A 15,710-nucleotide genomic window follows, 5' to 3' on the forward strand; every position below is an offset into this window, starting at 1 on the left:
TTTTGTTCACAATTTAGAACGCAACCTGGCAGTACTAAGTATAATCGAAGAATTAATTACAGACTTTCCTCCATGATTTGTTCTAGGATTTTTTCGGTAATCACATATACCGGTTTTACTCCTAGTAAACCTAATCCACCACTTGCAAGAGTATGACCTGTTTTTAAAGGATTATCACTTGCATAGTAGGCATATCTTACTTTTACATCACGATCTATACTTCTACGTACCTGTGATGCAGACTGTACTGCTTTTTGGTAATGAGCACCTTCCATTTCTAGACCTATCACTCTCCAACTACTAGTGTGAAAAAACTCAAGTAAATCTTTGTTTTGTAGTGAAGTTCCTAGAACGGTAACCATACTACCACTTACTATATTAATGCCATCTTCTTGTAAATCTTCTTCTTTAAGTTGATTTTCAAAAGGATAATTATCTGCTGTTCCTTCAAAAACATGAGCATCAGGTATCATGATGTCGCCTTTATCACCGGTAAGAATACCTGCTTTACCCATTACATTAACAGATTTGACATTCATCTTGTGCTTAGTTCCGTTTTCATCGGTATACGGTTTAAGCAATTCATCCATCGTCTCAAATGCTTGCTCACCAAAGGCATAGTCCATTACGACAAGTACTGGTTTTGTGCTGTTATCGCTTTCGCGAAAGCGTACTGAACAAAAATCAACGTCCATATAAGCACATTCACTGGTATCAAATATCTGTACATCGATATTAGTACCACTGGTATCTTTAAGTTCATACATTCCATTTGTAACGGCATGTTTTTTTATACGGTCACGCAGGTTTTTATTTGCCTCGTCACTGAGTTTTGCAAAAAGAGACATGCGGTCAGTGTCTTTAAGCTGTTTTTGTAGGGCTTTTGGACCGTACAAGGAATTCATGACACTGTGCAAGTTGGCACTTATTATATGAATAGGTCTATCGAATAAATTGTTATCGACTAAAAATTGCTTGATACGAGATGCCCAAATATCTCCATGGATGTGATGACCCAATCGTTCTCTAAGAACAGGAGAAAAGGTAATTAATCGTTTTTGTTCATCCAGAATTTCTTTTCTGGCAAGTGCTCCCATGTGATAAATTATACTGAGGAAGCGATTAGGATTATCAACTGTTGCAAATTTAGGGTAGGTACTTTTCACCTCTTTAAAGGTTCTACCTAGAATGGTAGCGACGTGCGTCATTGCAATATCTTTCTCCTCTTGAGAAAGTTTCTTCTTTGTAACTGCATTTTCTAGACATTGCCAGTCTCTTGTAGTTTGTTTGTTCTCACCTACCATTACTTGCTTCATGATTTTATGAGATTCTATCATGAGAAAAGTAAGGTGAGTAAGTATGTCATAAATCTCTGATCTACCACGAGTAACCTCAATATTCATTTGATGATCGTCGATACGATAGCAATTACGTCTACGTTTAAGAGGAATTATAGGTTTAAAATGACTTTGCTCATAACCTTCATTACTGGTGAGATTGATGTAAGTACACTCTTCAATCCCTACAGGTAAACGATCCATAACGTACAGTAGTCCATCTAGTTCTACCTTTTCATCGGCGATGGATCCATAGATTTCAGGTTTTAGTGTAAGGAGTGATTCTCTTAACGATTCACCACTCACACCCATAGGTTTGTAAAATCCACGATTGAATAAATGTCTCATTGTGATGTACATGCGTTCAATCGCATTAGTACTTTCTTGAGCCTTAGTACGTGGTTGAATTTGGAATGATGCCATAAACTATTTTCTCGACAAAGATATTCTTTTTAAAAATCATAAAGTATTAAGAAATAGATAAGGCTTTGTTTTTCAATTGAAAAGTTTTCTGTCATGCTAGTTTTTAATAGCCATGAATGGCAAGGTATCGTACAAAACAATAACGTAATTTTAATGACATCAATTTTATAGGCACTTATTTTTAACGCATGAAAGTATCATTAATCCAAAGCGAACTAGTCTGGGAAAATCCTGTTGAGAATAAAAAGGCTTTTGACACCAAACTGATTGAACTCTATCAACAAACGGATCTGGTAGTGTTACCCGAGATGTTTACTACTGGTTTCTCTATGAATCCACAAGGTATTGCAAGTAATTACGAAATTTTAAACTATTTAAAAGTGCACGCCTCTAAAGGGAACTTTGCTATTTATGGCAGTGTAATGTACGCTACTGATACTGGATATGTAAATAGAGGAATTTTTATGAATCCCGATGGCGAGCATACATTTTATGATAAACGCCACACGTTTACTCTTGCAGGTGAACACAATGTTTATGATAAAGGAGAAGAGCCTGTGGTTGTTTTATTTAAAAATTGGAAAATCAATCTTCAAATATGTTATGATTTGCGTTTTCCTGTTTATTCTAGAAATACCAGCGACTATGACATATGTATTTATGTGGCTAACTGGCCTGTGCCTAGGGTAAACGCTTGGGATGCACTTTTAAAGGCTAGAGCGATTGAAAATATGTGTTATACAATAGGTGTTAATCGCACAGGAAAAGATGGTACAGGAATGGATTATAACGGACATTCACAGGTGTATGATGTCTTAGGTAAGGAGTTAATTGATGAACATCCTTGGGAGCAAAACGGAATAAAAACGGTTCTTTTAGATAAAAATCATATCTCACATTACAGAGATAAACTGAAGTTTCTACAAGATAGAGATAGGTTTAATTTATTATAACTGTTTGACGTAAGTCCCAGTTTGCCTGAAGTTTTTGTAATTCTGGAAAATACTCGACCTTTTCTGGCTGTTTGTTTTTGAAAAAATCTCCAGAATCATACCTACCATTATCATTGGAATCATAGATTAATCTAATGTAGTAGTTACCTGGATTTAAATAATTAAACTCAAGGGTTGTATTTTCTCTTGCAGTTTGCTGTTCTACAACCTCTAATTTTTCATCAACAATTTCCACTAGTATAGGAAACTCTTTTCCACCGGTCAATGTCACCCAGATGTTACCTAGTGAAGAGGATTTGTTTGTATTGTATGTAAAATTAAGCGTGTCGATATTTTTTGCTCCAAAATAATCAGTGATTGCCTCGGGAAACATTTGTAATTTATACTTCTGGTTTTCTTGTGAGTCGATAGCTAATTCCAATTGATTTTTAAACCGGTCTAACTTAAAGTTAGTTTGAACCACGGCACTATCCTTATCAATTAATTTAAAAAGGTTTGTGTTGTAGTCTTCAATAGGAGTAGTAGCTGTAATTAAAATGTTTTTACCTATTCCAAACTTTCCAGACTTGCTTACTACCAGACTGTCTTTTTTCTCTTCTTTGTAGAATACCTTTACCGTATCTGTAAATTGTTTATAATAAGCATTAAATAAAACAGAATCCTTTATTACAGCAGGTTTTTGCCATATTTCAAGAGTATCCTTTTTTGTAAGTTTTGTAATGCGTAAATCACTTATAGGATACTTTGGTAGAGATTTCAGGTTAAGACTGTCTAACGAACCTGTATAACCTAAATCCCATCGTTGAGGATTTTTAAATATGGGCTTTGTAATACTAGGTTCCTGCGCCTGCTTGAATAGTTTAAGTTCGTACGTTTGATCGCTAGGAACAGTTATTAAGTCTGATACAAAACCAATTTTATCACTGCTGGGATCAAATTTTAAATTACGATTATCCTCCTTTAAAGCAACCATTTTATAAGTACCAGCTTTGATATTTTGCATGGTAAATGTTGACAGACTATCCAGTGTGTTAAGAACGTAATTAGGTTTACCCTTTGTGACTACCGTATCTATAAATTCTCCATTTACTTCATATAGTAAAACGTTCACAAATTTTTCAGGTTTGAATTTTAGGGCGTCAGTGATTTTTCCTTTTACGGTTAATGAATCAATTACATCTCCGGTACTAAATACATACCTGAAAAAAGGAAATGGATTACCTTCATTGTTATCCACAATACTTTGTCCAAAATCCAACACATAAGTGGTATTGTCCTGAAGCGTATCTTTAATTTCAATGGTTAACTTTTTTGAAACTCCACCTTGAGGAGTTATCACAGGTTGGTATTCTAATGGTGGAGATACCACTAGTTGCTTTTGTAAATCTTTTAATTTGATGAACTCATCAAATTCTATTTCTATCACCTGATTATTAAATCTAGTAGAATAGTTATCAGGATAGGCCCTTAAAATAACAGGAGCTTCTTCATCTACTGGTCCGCCAGTAGGACGACCACGTTTGGCACATGACAATACAGTAATGACTAAAAGGACACCGCATAATCTGGCTAACAATGATTTCATGATAAGGAAACGCTTTAGGTAGTACAAAAGTATAAGTTATATATCTATACCCAGTTTTTAGGGTTTTGGAGAACCTTTAGTAATTCATGTTCAGGGCTTTCTGGTTCAGGATGGTGGTCGTATTTCCATTGAACATGCGGTGGCAAACTCATTAAAATACTTTCTATTCTTCCATTAGTTTTAAGTCCAAACAAGGTTCCTTTATCATGAACTAAATTGAATTCTACATAGCGACCTCGCCTTATTTCTTGCCAGTCTCTATGATTTTGATCATATTCCAAATCTTTACGTTTCTCCACTATTGGCACATAGGCTTCTAAGAAGTGACTGGCCATATCTATTTGAAAAGCATACCAATCTTCCATTGTAAAACCTTCATTTACTTTACAGTAATCATAGAACAATCCTCCTATTCCTCGCGCCTCGTTACGATGACTATTGTGAAAATATTCGTCGCATTTTTTCTTAAAAAGGGTGTAGTCTGCAACTTCATGTCTATCACACACCATTTTACATATTTTGTGGAAATGCGTTGCATCCTCTTCAAATAAGTAATAGGGTGTAAGATCTAATCCACCACCAAACCAACTGTCGACTATCCTACCTGTTTCATCATACATTTCAAAATATCTAAAATTACAATGCACAGTAGGGACAAAAGGATTTTTAGGATGTAAAACCAAACTTAAACCTGTAGCATAAAAATCAACATCATTGACTTTAAAATAATTTTGCATGGACACTGGCAACGGGCCGTGAACAGCACTTATATTGACACCACCTTTTTCAAAGACAGCGCCGTTTTCAATGACACGTGATCTACCGCCACCACCTTCTTCTCGTTCCCATAAATCCTGCTTAAAAGAGGCTACTCCATCAAGTTTTTCAAGGGTTCCAGATATCGTATCTTGTAATTCTAAAATAAATGAATAGAATTTTTCTTTCATGAAGTTATTTCATTAATAGATTCACTTGTAGGCTCGATGGGAATGAACAACTCTCGATCTTTCATTTCGTTAAGAGTTAATCTTGAAGCTGCAGTTACTGAAAAAGGTAATACTAGAATAACACCTATTATTGGTATTAATACCATTCCCATAAATACTAAACCATTACCTATAGCAAGGCCTCTACGTTGTTTTACAAATTTGACAGAATCGGCATATTTAAAATGACGTTCTAGCGTATAGTCCATATTTCCAAACCCAGCATAATAGGCTTGAACGATAAACGCAATGATGGTAAATACAATACCAACTACAGGAATAAAACTCAGTAATAACAAGGGTATTGTTAGTAACAATTCATAACCTAGGTTACGCACATTAATGCGTAAACCACGCCAAAGCTGTTCTAGATTATTAGTATTTCTATGAGGATACGTATGAGTGTAATTAGGGTAAAGGTGCTTTTCAATACGTTCTGAAACCGGAGACATAAAAGGAGCGCTTAATATCATAACCACATGCTTGTAAAGGATGAAACCAATAATAATTATGATAGCTCCGCTTATCCATTCGGCAATGGTGTGAAAGGTTTGTGAGCCCGTTTCCCATATCCATAATTTATCCATAATGTTGGCTAGGTTATCGCTCAATCCATAGGCAGCAAATCCAATTCCTACAAAGAAGAAAAAGCTTATAAGCATGGGTACCAAAAAGAATTGCCAAAGATTAAGCTTACTAATCAAAGCAAACCCATCAGAATAGGCCTTAATACCCTTCCAAACATTTTTAAACATTACTATGCGTATTCTTTAACCGCGTCTACAAATGCTTGTGCATTTTCAACGGGTATATTAGGTAAAATTCCATGACCTAAATTTACTACATATTTGTCTTTACCAAATTCATCAATCATCTCCTTCACCATTTTTTTAATAGTTGCTGGTGGAGATAATAGTCTCGATGGATCAAAGTTTCCTTGTAATGTTATATCGCCACCTGTCAAGTACCTAGCATTTCTTGCACTACAGGTCCAATCTACTCCTAGTGCACTAGCACCACTACGCGACATTTCTTGTAAGGCAAACCAGCATCCTTTACCAAAAACGATCACCTCGGTAAGTGGTTTTAATGCATCAATTATTTGTTGGATATATTGAAACGAAAATTCTTGATAATCAACCGGCGAAAGCATTCCACCCCATGAATCAAAAACTTGAACAGCATTGACACCATGTTTTACTTTTTCTTTAAGGTAAGCAATGGTAGTATCAGTTATACGTTGCAGTAAATCATGGGCAGCTTCTGGTTGTGTAAAACAAAACTCTTTGGCCTTGTCAAAGTTTTTACTTCCTTGTCCTTGAACACAATAGCATAAAATCGTCCAAGGTGATCCAGCAAATCCAATTAATGGCACTCTGTCATCCAGAACTTTTTTAGTCATGTCGATGGCTTCCATCACATAACCAAGTGCATCACTCACATCTGGCACAACTACTCTGTCTAGATCCTTAACAGTTCTTATAGGGTCTGGCAGCCATGGTCCTACACCAGCTCTCATTTCTACATCGATATTCATCGCTTGTGGTATAACCAGGATATCAGAAAACAGTATAGCGGCATCGGTACCTATTTGATCAATAGGCATAACAGTAATTTCGGTAGCCAATTCCGGAGTTTGACATCGTGTGAAAAAATCATATTTTTCTTTAAGCTTCATAAAGTCTGGCAGGTATCTTCCTGCTTGTCTCATCATCCATACTGGCGGACGTTCTACGGTTTCACCTTTAAGAGCCTTAAGAAATAAATCGTTTTTAATCATTTTTGTATGTCTTTAATACTGTTTTAATTACGTGTGCTACACTAGGTTCTTCAGCTACTATTACCGTTTTAAAGAAATTTCTAGCAGCTGTTGCTGTCGTTTCTCCTATACAAATTGCAGTAGAGGTATTTGTTGAGTTCGCTTTCGCGAAAGCGTAAACACCACGAGGACTGTAACACAAAACGACGTCAAAAGTACAACTGAAGCTTTTTTTCACCATAATTGTATCGTAGACATAAATCTCGTTATACGATATTTTATTGTCGGTTAAGGTATCGGGAAGCTCATTCCGTCGATGAGGTGATGTTAAATAATCAAACTTAGTATTGTGGTAGTGTGCGCAAATGTGGTGAGCAAGCTCTTTTGCATTATGATGAGTGACAATAACATTATAACCATTTTCTTGAAGTAAGGATGACGTGTTTATTCCTACACAGTAACAAGAAACTAACTGTGAATCATAATTCTTTTTAAGAAAAGGAATGGCATTTTGTGAGGTAATGATAATATGATTATTTCTTAAAGAAACTCTAGGTGAAAGCAGTACCTTTTTTAAAGGATCTAAATCAACGACGTTGTCAAATATATCAAGGAGCTGATTTTTGTGTTCATTAGAAAGGCTTTTTAGAGATAGAATTCTTGATTTCATTGTATGCAAAATAAGTCAAATGTAGGCTTAGACCACTTGAAATCGACAAATTTTGCAATGTTGAGGTGCTCTTGTCTGAAAAAATTATTTCTTTATTGTGTATTTCGTCGATAATCTATACTCTTTTGTCTACTATATAAAAAAGGTTTAACATATGTTTTCTAGATGAGTATATAAGACATTTTTTTGTCTTTCAAAATAGGTATATTGCAAATGTATGCCTAATAAAAAGTTAATAAACTCCTAATTATTATCATATGGAATTGCCCTCTTTTTTACATGATTTGACAGGTGATGAAGGAAGACCGTCATTAGAGTACGCAAATGAAATCTTCGGATTATTAGAGGTAAAAAAAGTTAAGAAAAGAGACATTTTACTGCATTTAGGTGAAGTGTCCAGTCATATTTATGTAGTTAAAAAAGGCGTACTTAAAAGTAGCATTATTGACGAAAAAGGTGACCTTCATACTGTAAGATTTGTTGCCGATGGTGATGTGATGACCGCGATGTATAGTTTTATTGATCAAAAACCCAGCGATCTACAAATTGAATGTGTAGAAAGCGGTGAGGTTTTATGTTTTCAATATGAAGACTTTGAGTACATGAGTAAACTGTATCCCGGTCTAGAGCCTGCCTTTCACAAAATAATGCTTAAGCGTTATCAATCCATGCTAGATGAAAAATCTAGAATGATTAGTCATGATGCCACTACTAGATATTTGAAGTTTGTAGAACGATATGAACCTATAGTTCACAGACTACCATTGAAGGAAATCGCATCATTTTTAGGAATTCGCCAGCAATCATTAAGTAGATTACGCAATAAGCTAGAGCAAGATAAGATGACTGAGCAGCATTCTGTTTAGTATCTTTGTCCAAAATTGTTCTATGATTATTTCCATGACCGGTTATGGAAAAGCTGTTACACAGCTTTCTGATAAAAAAATCACAGTAGAGATAAGGACTCTTAACAGCAAAAATCTTGACTTAAACCTACGGATGAGCAATGCTTATCGTGAAACCGAGCTAGATTTACGTAAAAATGCTGCCAAAATTCTAAAACGAGGTAAGGTAGATTTTTCTTTACATGTCGAAGATTCTGGTGCTGCTTCAATTCCTGCTTTGAATATTGAAGTTATAGATACTTACTTAAAGCAATTAGAGCAAATTGAACTAGTTAAAGCAACTTCTACAAATCATAAAATTGACTTACTTAAAGTAATCTCTCAATTTCCTGATATTTTCAAACCTCAAGACGATGATCTTTCTGACGAGGTTAAAGAAACTATTTTCTCAACTGCTCAAGAAGCAATCGAGGCCGTAATGGAGTTTAGAAAATCCGAAGGAAACCAGTTAGAATTTGATTTTAACTCGCGTATATCTACACTTACAAACTTACTTAACGAGGTCATTACAATCGATGAAGAGCGATTGAAAGATGTAAGAGTAAGATTAGAAAAGGCTGTAAAAGAAGTTAAAGAAGAGGTCGACTTCAATAGGTTTGAGCAGGAACTAATTTATTATTTAGAAAAATACGATATCACCGAGGAGAAAGTAAGGCTTAAGAATCATCTTAATTATTTTGTAGAAACAATGAAACAACCAGTTTCTCAAGGTAAAAAGTTAGGTTTTATTTCTCAAGAAATAGGTCGTGAGATTAACACTATTGGTAGCAAGGCAAATCATGCACCTATGCAAAAGCTAGTAGTACAAATGAAAGACGAGCTAGAAAAGATTAAAGAACAACTTCTCAACGTATTATAATGACTACACAACCCAAATTAATAGTGTTTAGCGCGCCTTCTGGAGCTGGAAAAACAACACTTGTGAAGTACTTATTACAACAACCTGAGCTTAATTTGGCCTTTTCAATTAGTGCTGCATCTAGAGAAGCAAGAGGTGAAGAGCAACATGGTAAAGATTATTACTTTCTAGGCATTGAAGAGTTTAAAAACCGTATTAGAAACAAAGAATTTCTTGAATTTGAAGAGGTTTATAAGGATCAGTTTTATGGAACTTTAAAGAAAGAGGTAGAACGTTTATGGGCCTTAGGTAAAAATGTAATTTTTGATATTGACGTGGTTGGTGGATTGCGATTGAAAAGTAAGTATCCAGAACGTTGTCTGGCTGTTTTTGTAAAGCCGCCGTCAATCAACGAGTTGCAAAAGAGGTTAAAAGGTCGTAAAACAGAAAGCCCTGAGAAAATAGCTATGCGAGTGGCTAAAGCCAGTACTGAAATGGCAACAGCGCCTCAATTTGACGTGGTCGTTGAAAATAATGACCTTGAAAAAGCAAAGCTCAAAAGTTACAATTTAGTCAAAGAGTTTATTTCACAGTCCATTAAAGATGAAGAAGAATAGAATAGGACTTTATTTTGGTACGTTCAATCCTGTTCACATAGGACATCTTGCTATTGCAAATTATCTGGTAGAATTTGGTGATATTGACCAAGTATGGATGATAGTTACACCACATAATCCTCATAAAAAGAAACAAAACTTGTTAGATGATTATCAAAGATTACATATGGTTCATCTAGCAACTGAGGAATATGAAAAAATTACAGCAAGCAATGTTGAATTTGGTCTACCACAACCTAATTATACCGTTCATACACTTGCACATCTTACTGAAAAGTATCCTGATAAAGAGTTTGTACTCATTATGGGTGAGGATAACTTGAAAAGTTTACACAAATGGAAAAATTACGAGGTAATATTAGAAGATTATTCCATTATAGTGTATCCTAGAATAGGTGATGGACAGATTCCTGATCGTTTTAAAAACCACCAAAAAATTACCAGGATTGACGCTCCAATTATGGAAATCTCTTCTACCATGATAAGAAATGGAATTAAAGAAGGAAAAGATTTAAGATACTACATGCATCATGATGTATTTAATTACGTTGATGAGATGCATTTTTATAGAAAATAACTCAATATTGACTCAATGGTTGACGTTAAAATCTTTAGCATTAACTAAATAAAATAAGTATAGGGAAATATTACTTTGTTATTTTTGTTTTAATAAGATTTTTAATCAATATGTCACACCCGTCAAGTTATCAAAAACGCAGATTATTTAGTTCCTATTTTTGGGTGGTGGTAAGTTTGTTTTTGGTACTGTTTTTATTAGGATTACAAGGCTTTTTACTTTTAAACAGTCAGCAACTAGCTAACTATTTTAGGGAACAAATTCCAATGAGTATTTATTTTAAAGATACTGCAAAGGATTTGGAAATGAAACAACTAGAAACTACGTTACAAATGGCTGATTATACAAAAAGTGCTGTTTTTGTAAGTAGTGAAGAAGGTGCAAAGAAAACTCAAGAGAGTTTAGGGGAAAATTTTGTGGAACAATTAGGTGGTTTTAATCCGATACCGAATAGTATTGATATACGATTAAATGCTCAATATGTTACACAGACTGATATAGATACTATTGTAGAAGAATTGTCTTCAAAACCTTATATTCAAGAGATTAGATATGACAAACCACTGGTGTCTTTACTTAATCAGAATGTAAAAAAGATTTCATTTTACATGCTTATCTTGAGTGGTGTTTTTGTTTTAATCGCGTTCTTATTGATTAATTCATCGATTAGATTATCTGTATACGCTAAACGTTTTACCATCAAAACTATGCAAATGGTTGGCGCAACAAAAGGTTTTATTAGAAGGCCATTTATTTGGACTAGCTTAAAGCTGGGTTTAATCGGTGCTGTTTTAGCTCTTTCTGCCTTGTCGGTTGTAGTTTATTATGCAGACCGATTAGTGCCTGAATTAAGTATTCTTGAAAATTATGAGATGCTTGGATTATTGATTGCTGGTGTTATTGGTTTTGGACTATTGATCAGTTTGATAAGCACCTTTTTTGCCACGACCAGATATTTAAATTTAAGAACAGATCAACTCTATTATTAATCAACTATTTCACATATGAATAACGATCAGAAAGATATAAAAAGCGACGAGCAAAACTTGAAGCCTAAAGTAGAGTTCCTGTTTAAAAAGAAAAACTACTTATGGATGATTATAGGTCTAGTAGTAATTGCTACAGGTTTCATCTTAATGTCTGGAGGCGCTTCTAATGATCCTAATGTTTTTAATGAAGAAATATTCTCATGGAGAAGAATCAGGTTAGCTCCGGCAATTGTTATTCTAGGCTTTGGTATTGAGGTTTATGCTATTTTATTAAACCCAGATAAGTAATGGAATTAGTTGATGCGATTATTCTAGGAGTAATACAAGGTCTTACTGAGTTTCTCCCAGTGTCTTCCAGTGGCCATATAGAGTTGGGAAAAGCAATTTTAGACACGCAAGTACAAGATCCAGATGAAAATTTACTATTTACAGTTCTTGTACATTTTGCAACAGCATTGAGCACTATTATTGTTTTTAGAAAAGACATTTTTGAATTATTTAAAGGCATATTTCAATTTAAATGGAATGAAGAGTTTCAATTTGCTCTTAAAATTGTATTGTCAATGATTCCTGCGGTGATAGTAGGTTTATTTTTTGAAGAGCAACTAGAGTCCCTTTTTTCAGGTAATGTATTATTAGTAGGCTTTATGCTTATTATTACAGGTTTACTGCTGTTCCTGGCCGGTAAAGCAAGGGATACAAATAAAAATGTTTCTTGGAAAGATGCTGTGATAATTGGAGTTTCTCAGGCAGTTGCAATGTTACCTGGTATTTCCCGTAGCGGTGCTACTATTAGTACTAGTGTCCTATTAGGAAACGACAGGACTAAAGCTGCAAGATTTTCATTTCTAATGGTTGTTCCTTTAATATTTGGGAAAATTGCCAAAGATCTCTTAGGTGGTAAAATAGAATTTCAAGCAGATCAAAATTTATCTTTAATTGCTGGTTTTATAGCTGCGTTTGTAACAGGATGGATAGCATGTAAATGGATGATTAAGTTAGTTAAAAAAGCAAAACTTCATTACTTCTCATATTACTGCTTTGCAGTAGGGCTTATTGCTATAATCGCTCACTTTATATAATTATGAGACTTTTCCTTACAGTACTACTAATAGTAACTACTAACCTAATTATGGCACAACAATCTACAGTAAAAGGTGCTTTTCTTGAAAAATGGAATAATTCAAAAGAATATTTAGTAGAAATAGCTCAATCAATGCCAGAGGAGTTATACAATTATAGACCTACCGAACGAGAGATGACTTTTAAAGGACAATTACTTCATGTAATTGGTAATATGAAATGGTTGAGTACAAGTTACTTTTCAAATGAAAAATTTGAAAGGGAAACCTATGATCCTAACTTAAGTAAGCAGCAGGTCCTAGAGTTGTTAGAAGCAACTTTTGATGAGGTTTACCAAAGAATTGAATCGACTTCAGAGTCTGAATTATCGGTCGAGGTAGATTTCTTTGCGGGTAAAAAATCTAAATTACAAATCTTGAATCTGCTTCAAGATCACGTTACTCATCATAGAGGACAATTGATTGTTTATATTAATATGAAGGGAATAAAACCACCAAGATATGTGGGATGGTAAATAATTTAAAAACGAATAAATAAAAAGCCCAGTTTTTTAAACTGGGCTTTAATATTCTTAGATTACACTTGTATTTTAGGATTAAGTCGCTTCTCGATCTTCTGCTTTTTAGCTGTAAGTTCTTTCATTAATTCCATTAATTCAGGATCCTTAGATTCCTTAAATAAATCATTAACTCCTAGTACAAGCCTTTTAGCTTCTCTCGATGCGTGTACGCGGTCACTTGTTGACATGTTGCTCATCGAGCTGTCTAACCATTCACGAGCTTCTTCAATTATTGTCATACTGCTTCAATCTTTTTAGTGCATTTAGTGAATTGAAAATCAAAACTTAAACACATTAATTTATACATAATATCGCAATGTAACGTATTTAATTTTAATTTTTCAGCTAAAATTTTCTTAATTAAGATAATTTAATATCTGTAATATTCAGGTTTGAATGGACCCTTAACTTCTACACCTATATATTTTGCTTGGTCTTGACGTAGTTCAGTTAATTCTGCACCTATTCTTTGCAAGTGTAATTCAGCTACCTTTTCATCGAGATGTTTCGGTAACATGTAAACCTCATTTTTATAATTTTCACTGTTGTTCCATAACTCGATTTGAGCTAAAGTTTGGTTAGTGAAGGAATTACTCATTACAAAACTAGGGTGACCAGTAGCACAACCTAGGTTTACTAAACGACCTTCTGCAAGTAAAATAATATCCTTACCATCGATAGTATACTTGTCTACCTGTGGTTTGATTTCTACCTTAGTATCTCCGTAATTGTCATTCAAAAAGGCAACATCAATCTCGTTGTCAAAGTGTCCAATATTACAAACGATCACTTTATCACGCATTGCTTTAAAATGCTCACCTCTTACGATGTCTTTGTTTCCAGTAGTAGTTATTACAACATCAGCATTACCAACAACCGACTCTAACTTTTTCACCTCAAAACCATCCATCGCCGCTTGTAAAGCACAAATAGGATCTATTTCGGTCACTGTAACTATTGAACCAGCACCGCGGAATGAAGCAGCAGTACCCTTACCTACATCACCATATCCACAAACCACAACACGCTTTCCAGCTAGCATCGTGTCAGTAGCTCTACGTACGGCGTCAACAGCACTTTCTCTACATCCGTATTTGTTATCAAATTTTGATTTGGTAACAGAGTCATTTACGTTAATAGCAGGCATTACAAGAGTTCCGTTTTTCATACGTTCGTATAAACGATGTACTCCAGTTGTAGTTTCTTCTGAAAGACCTTTGATTCCTTTGGCTAACTCTGGATACTCATCAAAAACCATGTTAGTTAAATCACCACCATCATCTAATATCATGTTAAGCGGTTCACGATCTTCACCAAAGAATAAAGTTTGTTCTATACACCAGTTAAACTCTTCTTCAGTCATACCTTTCCATGCGTATACAGGAATTCCAGCAGCAGCGATTGCAGCAGCAGCATGATCCTGTGTAGAGAAAATGTTACAAGAAGACCAAGTTACATCAGCTCCTAAGGCAACTAAAGTTTCTATAAGAACTGCAGTTTGAATTGTCATGTGTAGACATCCTGCGATGCGAGCTCCTTTCAAAGGTTGCTCATCTTTATATTCTTCCCTTAACGCCATTAAACCAGGCATTTCTGCCTCAGCTAGTTCAATTTCTAGACGACCGTATTCGGCTAGTGACATGTCCTTTACTTTGTAAGGAACATAAGGTACTTTTGTATCACTCATAATTGTAAAATATTTAAGCTTGTTTGATAAAAACACTGTTTATAATCAGTAATTTACAAGCCTTTATTATTTATTAAATTGCGGCAGCAAAGCTACTAAAAAACTGCCATATTAATGCCTCTTTACAAAACCCTTAACAACAGACACAACACGGTTGTTCATATTTGGAAAATCACAGAAACTGAAGCCCAGTTACGCTCGGGAATTACCCTAAGTGAAAACAGTAAACAACGGTTGTTGACCATGAGCTCAGAGTTACATAGAAGAGGTTTCTTGAGTATACGTCATTTATTACATGTAGCTGGTTATACAGACCTTGATTTGTTCTATGATGATAAAGGTAAACCGCATCTTAATGATGGAAAATTCATCTCAATAACGCACAGTTATGAGTTTACGGCAATAATAGTGAGCGATGCTCCTGTAGGGATCGATATTGAGAAAAAAAGAGAGAAAATTAAACGCATTGCTAAAAAGTTTATCAAATACGAAAACACCTGTGTTTATAATAGTTCACAACAAGTCAAATTACTGACCATCATTTGGGGTGCAAAGGAGTCGATGTACAAATTGTATGGGTCAAAGGGATTGGGATTTAAAGCTCATTGTCAGGTAGAACCTATCGATTTTTCTCATCCTAAGTCACGCTGTAGCATTCATTTTAATGGTGAATCAAGTTATTACGACTTGTTTTATTTGGGTTTTGAGAACTTTATGATGGTTTACGTTATTCCTGTTTAAT

General features: G+C 34.7%; 18 protein-coding genes. 10 read left to right on the forward strand and 8 right to left on the reverse strand.

Annotation, left to right across the window (positions count from 1 at the left end):
* Window positions 1-56 precede the first annotated feature (56 nt).
* The gene (locus I5168_RS04025; RefSeq protein ID WP_042276797.1) at window positions 57-1,760 is read right to left on the reverse strand and encodes a DUF6909 family protein; all 1,704 of its coding nucleotides are present in this window, start codon (window positions 1,758-1,760) and stop codon (window positions 57-59) included.
* A gap of 188 nt (window positions 1,761-1,948) precedes the next feature.
* Between I5168_RS04025 and I5168_RS04030 the strand changes: the two genes are divergently transcribed.
* Entirely contained in the window at window positions 1,949-2,713 is a 765-nt protein-coding gene (locus I5168_RS04030) for a nitrilase family protein (RefSeq protein ID WP_431472490.1), read from the forward strand.
* Here I5168_RS04030 and I5168_RS04035 read toward each other — a convergent pair.
* From I5168_RS04035 to I5168_RS04055, 5 genes are read right to left on the reverse strand one after another with little or no spacing between them, the layout of a single operon-like run.
* Window positions 2,700-4,298: an Ig-like domain-containing protein gene (locus I5168_RS04035; RefSeq protein WP_431472491.1), complete on the reverse strand. Its 1,599-nt coding sequence runs from the start codon at window positions 4,296-4,298 to the stop codon at window positions 2,700-2,702. The genes I5168_RS04030 and I5168_RS04035 overlap by 14 nt on opposite strands.
* Window positions 4,299-4,342: 44 nt before the next feature.
* Window positions 4,343-5,245: an oxygen-dependent coproporphyrinogen oxidase gene (hemF, locus tag I5168_RS04040; RefSeq protein ID WP_431472492.1), complete on the reverse strand. Its 903-nt coding sequence runs from the start codon at window positions 5,243-5,245 to the stop codon at window positions 4,343-4,345.
* Window positions 5,242-6,039 (reverse strand): EI24 domain-containing protein, encoded by a 798-nt coding sequence (locus I5168_RS04045; protein WP_085775423.1) that lies wholly within the window; start codon window positions 6,037-6,039, stop codon window positions 5,242-5,244. The genes hemF and I5168_RS04045 overlap by 4 nt, the downstream gene beginning before the upstream one ends.
* A 2-nt stretch (window positions 6,040-6,041) precedes the next feature.
* On the reverse strand, window positions 6,042-7,064 hold the full coding sequence (gene hemE, locus I5168_RS04050) for a uroporphyrinogen decarboxylase (protein ID WP_431472493.1): 1,023 nt from the start codon (window positions 7,062-7,064) through the stop codon (window positions 6,042-6,044).
* The gene (locus I5168_RS04055) at window positions 7,057-7,713 is read right to left on the reverse strand and encodes a uroporphyrinogen-III synthase (protein ID WP_431472494.1); all 657 of its coding nucleotides are present in this window, start codon (window positions 7,711-7,713) and stop codon (window positions 7,057-7,059) included. The genes hemE and I5168_RS04055 overlap by 8 nt, the downstream gene beginning before the upstream one ends.
* Before the next feature lie 257 nt (window positions 7,714-7,970).
* Here I5168_RS04055 and I5168_RS04060 point away from each other — a divergent pair, with 257 nt between their 5' ends.
* From I5168_RS04060 to I5168_RS04095, 8 genes are all read left to right on the forward strand, one after another.
* Window positions 7,971-8,579, forward strand: coding sequence for a Crp/Fnr family transcriptional regulator (locus tag I5168_RS04060; RefSeq protein WP_431472495.1), 609 nt, complete (start codon window positions 7,971-7,973; stop codon window positions 8,577-8,579).
* A 22-nt stretch (window positions 8,580-8,601) separates the two neighbouring features.
* Complete coding sequence (locus tag I5168_RS04065) at window positions 8,602-9,477, forward strand: YicC/YloC family endoribonuclease (protein WP_042276819.1); 876 nt, start codon at window positions 8,602-8,604, stop codon at window positions 9,475-9,477.
* Window positions 9,477-10,073, forward strand: coding sequence for a guanylate kinase (gene gmk / locus I5168_RS04070; RefSeq protein ID WP_431472496.1), 597 nt, complete (start codon window positions 9,477-9,479; stop codon window positions 10,071-10,073). The genes I5168_RS04065 and gmk overlap by 1 nt, the downstream gene beginning before the upstream one ends.
* Window positions 10,060-10,650 (forward strand): nicotinate (nicotinamide) nucleotide adenylyltransferase, encoded by a 591-nt coding sequence (gene nadD, locus I5168_RS04075; protein WP_431472497.1) that lies wholly within the window; start codon window positions 10,060-10,062, stop codon window positions 10,648-10,650. Before gmk ends, nadD begins: the two co-directional genes overlap by 14 nt.
* A 110-nt stretch (window positions 10,651-10,760) precedes the next feature.
* Window positions 10,761-11,639 (forward strand): cell division protein FtsX, encoded by an 879-nt coding sequence (locus I5168_RS04080; protein ID WP_431472498.1) that lies wholly within the window; start codon window positions 10,761-10,763, stop codon window positions 11,637-11,639.
* Window positions 11,640-11,654: 15 nt separating this feature from the next.
* A complete protein-coding gene (locus I5168_RS04085; RefSeq protein ID WP_338350981.1) occupies window positions 11,655-11,927 on the forward strand; it encodes a DUF3098 domain-containing protein in 273 nt (90 codons plus the stop codon).
* Entirely contained in the window at window positions 11,927-12,721 is a 795-nt protein-coding gene (uppP, locus tag I5168_RS04090) for an undecaprenyl-diphosphatase UppP (RefSeq protein WP_431472499.1), read from the forward strand. Before I5168_RS04085 ends, uppP begins: the two co-directional genes overlap by 1 nt.
* A 2-nt stretch (window positions 12,722-12,723) precedes the next feature.
* Window positions 12,724-13,236, forward strand: a complete 513-nt coding sequence (locus I5168_RS04095) for a DinB family protein (protein WP_167342744.1) — start codon at window positions 12,724-12,726, stop codon at window positions 13,234-13,236.
* Window positions 13,237-13,298: 62 nt separating this feature from the next.
* Here the strand turns inward: I5168_RS04095 and I5168_RS04100 are convergent, their stop codons facing one another.
* Window positions 13,299-13,520, reverse strand: a complete 222-nt coding sequence (locus I5168_RS04100; protein WP_042276832.1) for a hypothetical protein — start codon at window positions 13,518-13,520, stop codon at window positions 13,299-13,301.
* A 131-nt stretch (window positions 13,521-13,651) separates the two neighbouring features.
* On the reverse strand, window positions 13,652-14,968 hold the full coding sequence (gene ahcY, locus I5168_RS04105; protein ID WP_060523524.1) for an adenosylhomocysteinase: 1,317 nt from the start codon (window positions 14,966-14,968) through the stop codon (window positions 13,652-13,654).
* A gap of 114 nt (window positions 14,969-15,082) precedes the next feature.
* Here ahcY and I5168_RS04110 point away from each other — a divergent pair, with 114 nt between their 5' ends.
* Window positions 15,083-15,709: a 4'-phosphopantetheinyl transferase family protein gene (locus tag I5168_RS04110; RefSeq protein WP_431472500.1), complete on the forward strand. Its 627-nt coding sequence runs from the start codon at window positions 15,083-15,085 to the stop codon at window positions 15,707-15,709.
* The last annotated feature ends 1 nt before the right edge of the window (window position 15,710 follow it).

This window comes from Nonlabens sp. SCSIO 43208, assembly GCF_050703575.1.
Taxonomy (GTDB): domain Bacteria; phylum Bacteroidota; class Bacteroidia; order Flavobacteriales; family Flavobacteriaceae; genus Nonlabens; species Nonlabens tegetincola.

Excerpts from the sequence above, each read along its gene's own strand:
- I5168_RS04025 (WP_042276797.1), bottom strand. The coding sequence starts at position 1,760 with ATGGCATCATTCCAAATTCAACCACGTACTAAGGCTCAAGAAAGTACT.
- I5168_RS04030 (WP_431472490.1), top strand. The coding sequence starts at position 1,949 with ATGAAAGTATCATTAATCCAAAGCGAACTAGTCTGGGAAAATCCTGTT.
- I5168_RS04035 (WP_431472491.1), bottom strand. The coding sequence starts at position 4,298 with ATGAAATCATTGTTAGCCAGATTATGCGGTGTCCTTTTAGTCATTACT.
- hemF (WP_431472492.1), bottom strand. The coding sequence starts at position 5,245 with ATGAAAGAAAAATTCTATTCATTTATTTTAGAATTACAAGATACGATA.
- I5168_RS04045 (WP_085775423.1), bottom strand. The coding sequence starts at position 6,039 with ATGTTTAAAAATGTTTGGAAGGGTATTAAGGCCTATTCTGATGGGTTT.
- hemE (WP_431472493.1), bottom strand. The coding sequence starts at position 7,064 with ATGATTAAAAACGATTTATTTCTTAAGGCTCTTAAAGGTGAAACCGTA.
- I5168_RS04055 (WP_431472494.1), bottom strand. The coding sequence starts at position 7,713 with ATGAAATCAAGAATTCTATCTCTAAAAAGCCTTTCTAATGAACACAAA.
- I5168_RS04060 (WP_431472495.1), top strand. The coding sequence starts at position 7,971 with ATGGAATTGCCCTCTTTTTTACATGATTTGACAGGTGATGAAGGAAGA.
- I5168_RS04065 (WP_042276819.1), top strand. The coding sequence starts at position 8,602 with ATGATTATTTCCATGACCGGTTATGGAAAAGCTGTTACACAGCTTTCT.
- gmk (WP_431472496.1), top strand. The coding sequence starts at position 9,477 with ATGACTACACAACCCAAATTAATAGTGTTTAGCGCGCCTTCTGGAGCT.
- nadD (WP_431472497.1), top strand. The coding sequence starts at position 10,060 with ATGAAGAAGAATAGAATAGGACTTTATTTTGGTACGTTCAATCCTGTT.
- I5168_RS04080 (WP_431472498.1), top strand. The coding sequence starts at position 10,761 with ATGTCACACCCGTCAAGTTATCAAAAACGCAGATTATTTAGTTCCTAT.
- I5168_RS04085 (WP_338350981.1), top strand. The coding sequence starts at position 11,655 with ATGAATAACGATCAGAAAGATATAAAAAGCGACGAGCAAAACTTGAAG.
- uppP (WP_431472499.1), top strand. The coding sequence starts at position 11,927 with ATGGAATTAGTTGATGCGATTATTCTAGGAGTAATACAAGGTCTTACT.
- I5168_RS04095 (WP_167342744.1), top strand. The coding sequence starts at position 12,724 with ATGAGACTTTTCCTTACAGTACTACTAATAGTAACTACTAACCTAATT.
- I5168_RS04100 (WP_042276832.1), bottom strand. The coding sequence starts at position 13,520 with ATGACAATAATTGAAGAAGCTCGTGAATGGTTAGACAGCTCGATGAGC.
- ahcY (WP_060523524.1), bottom strand. The coding sequence starts at position 14,968 with ATGAGTGATACAAAAGTACCTTATGTTCCTTACAAAGTAAAGGACATG.
- I5168_RS04110 (WP_431472500.1), top strand. The coding sequence starts at position 15,083 with ATGCCTCTTTACAAAACCCTTAACAACAGACACAACACGGTTGTTCAT.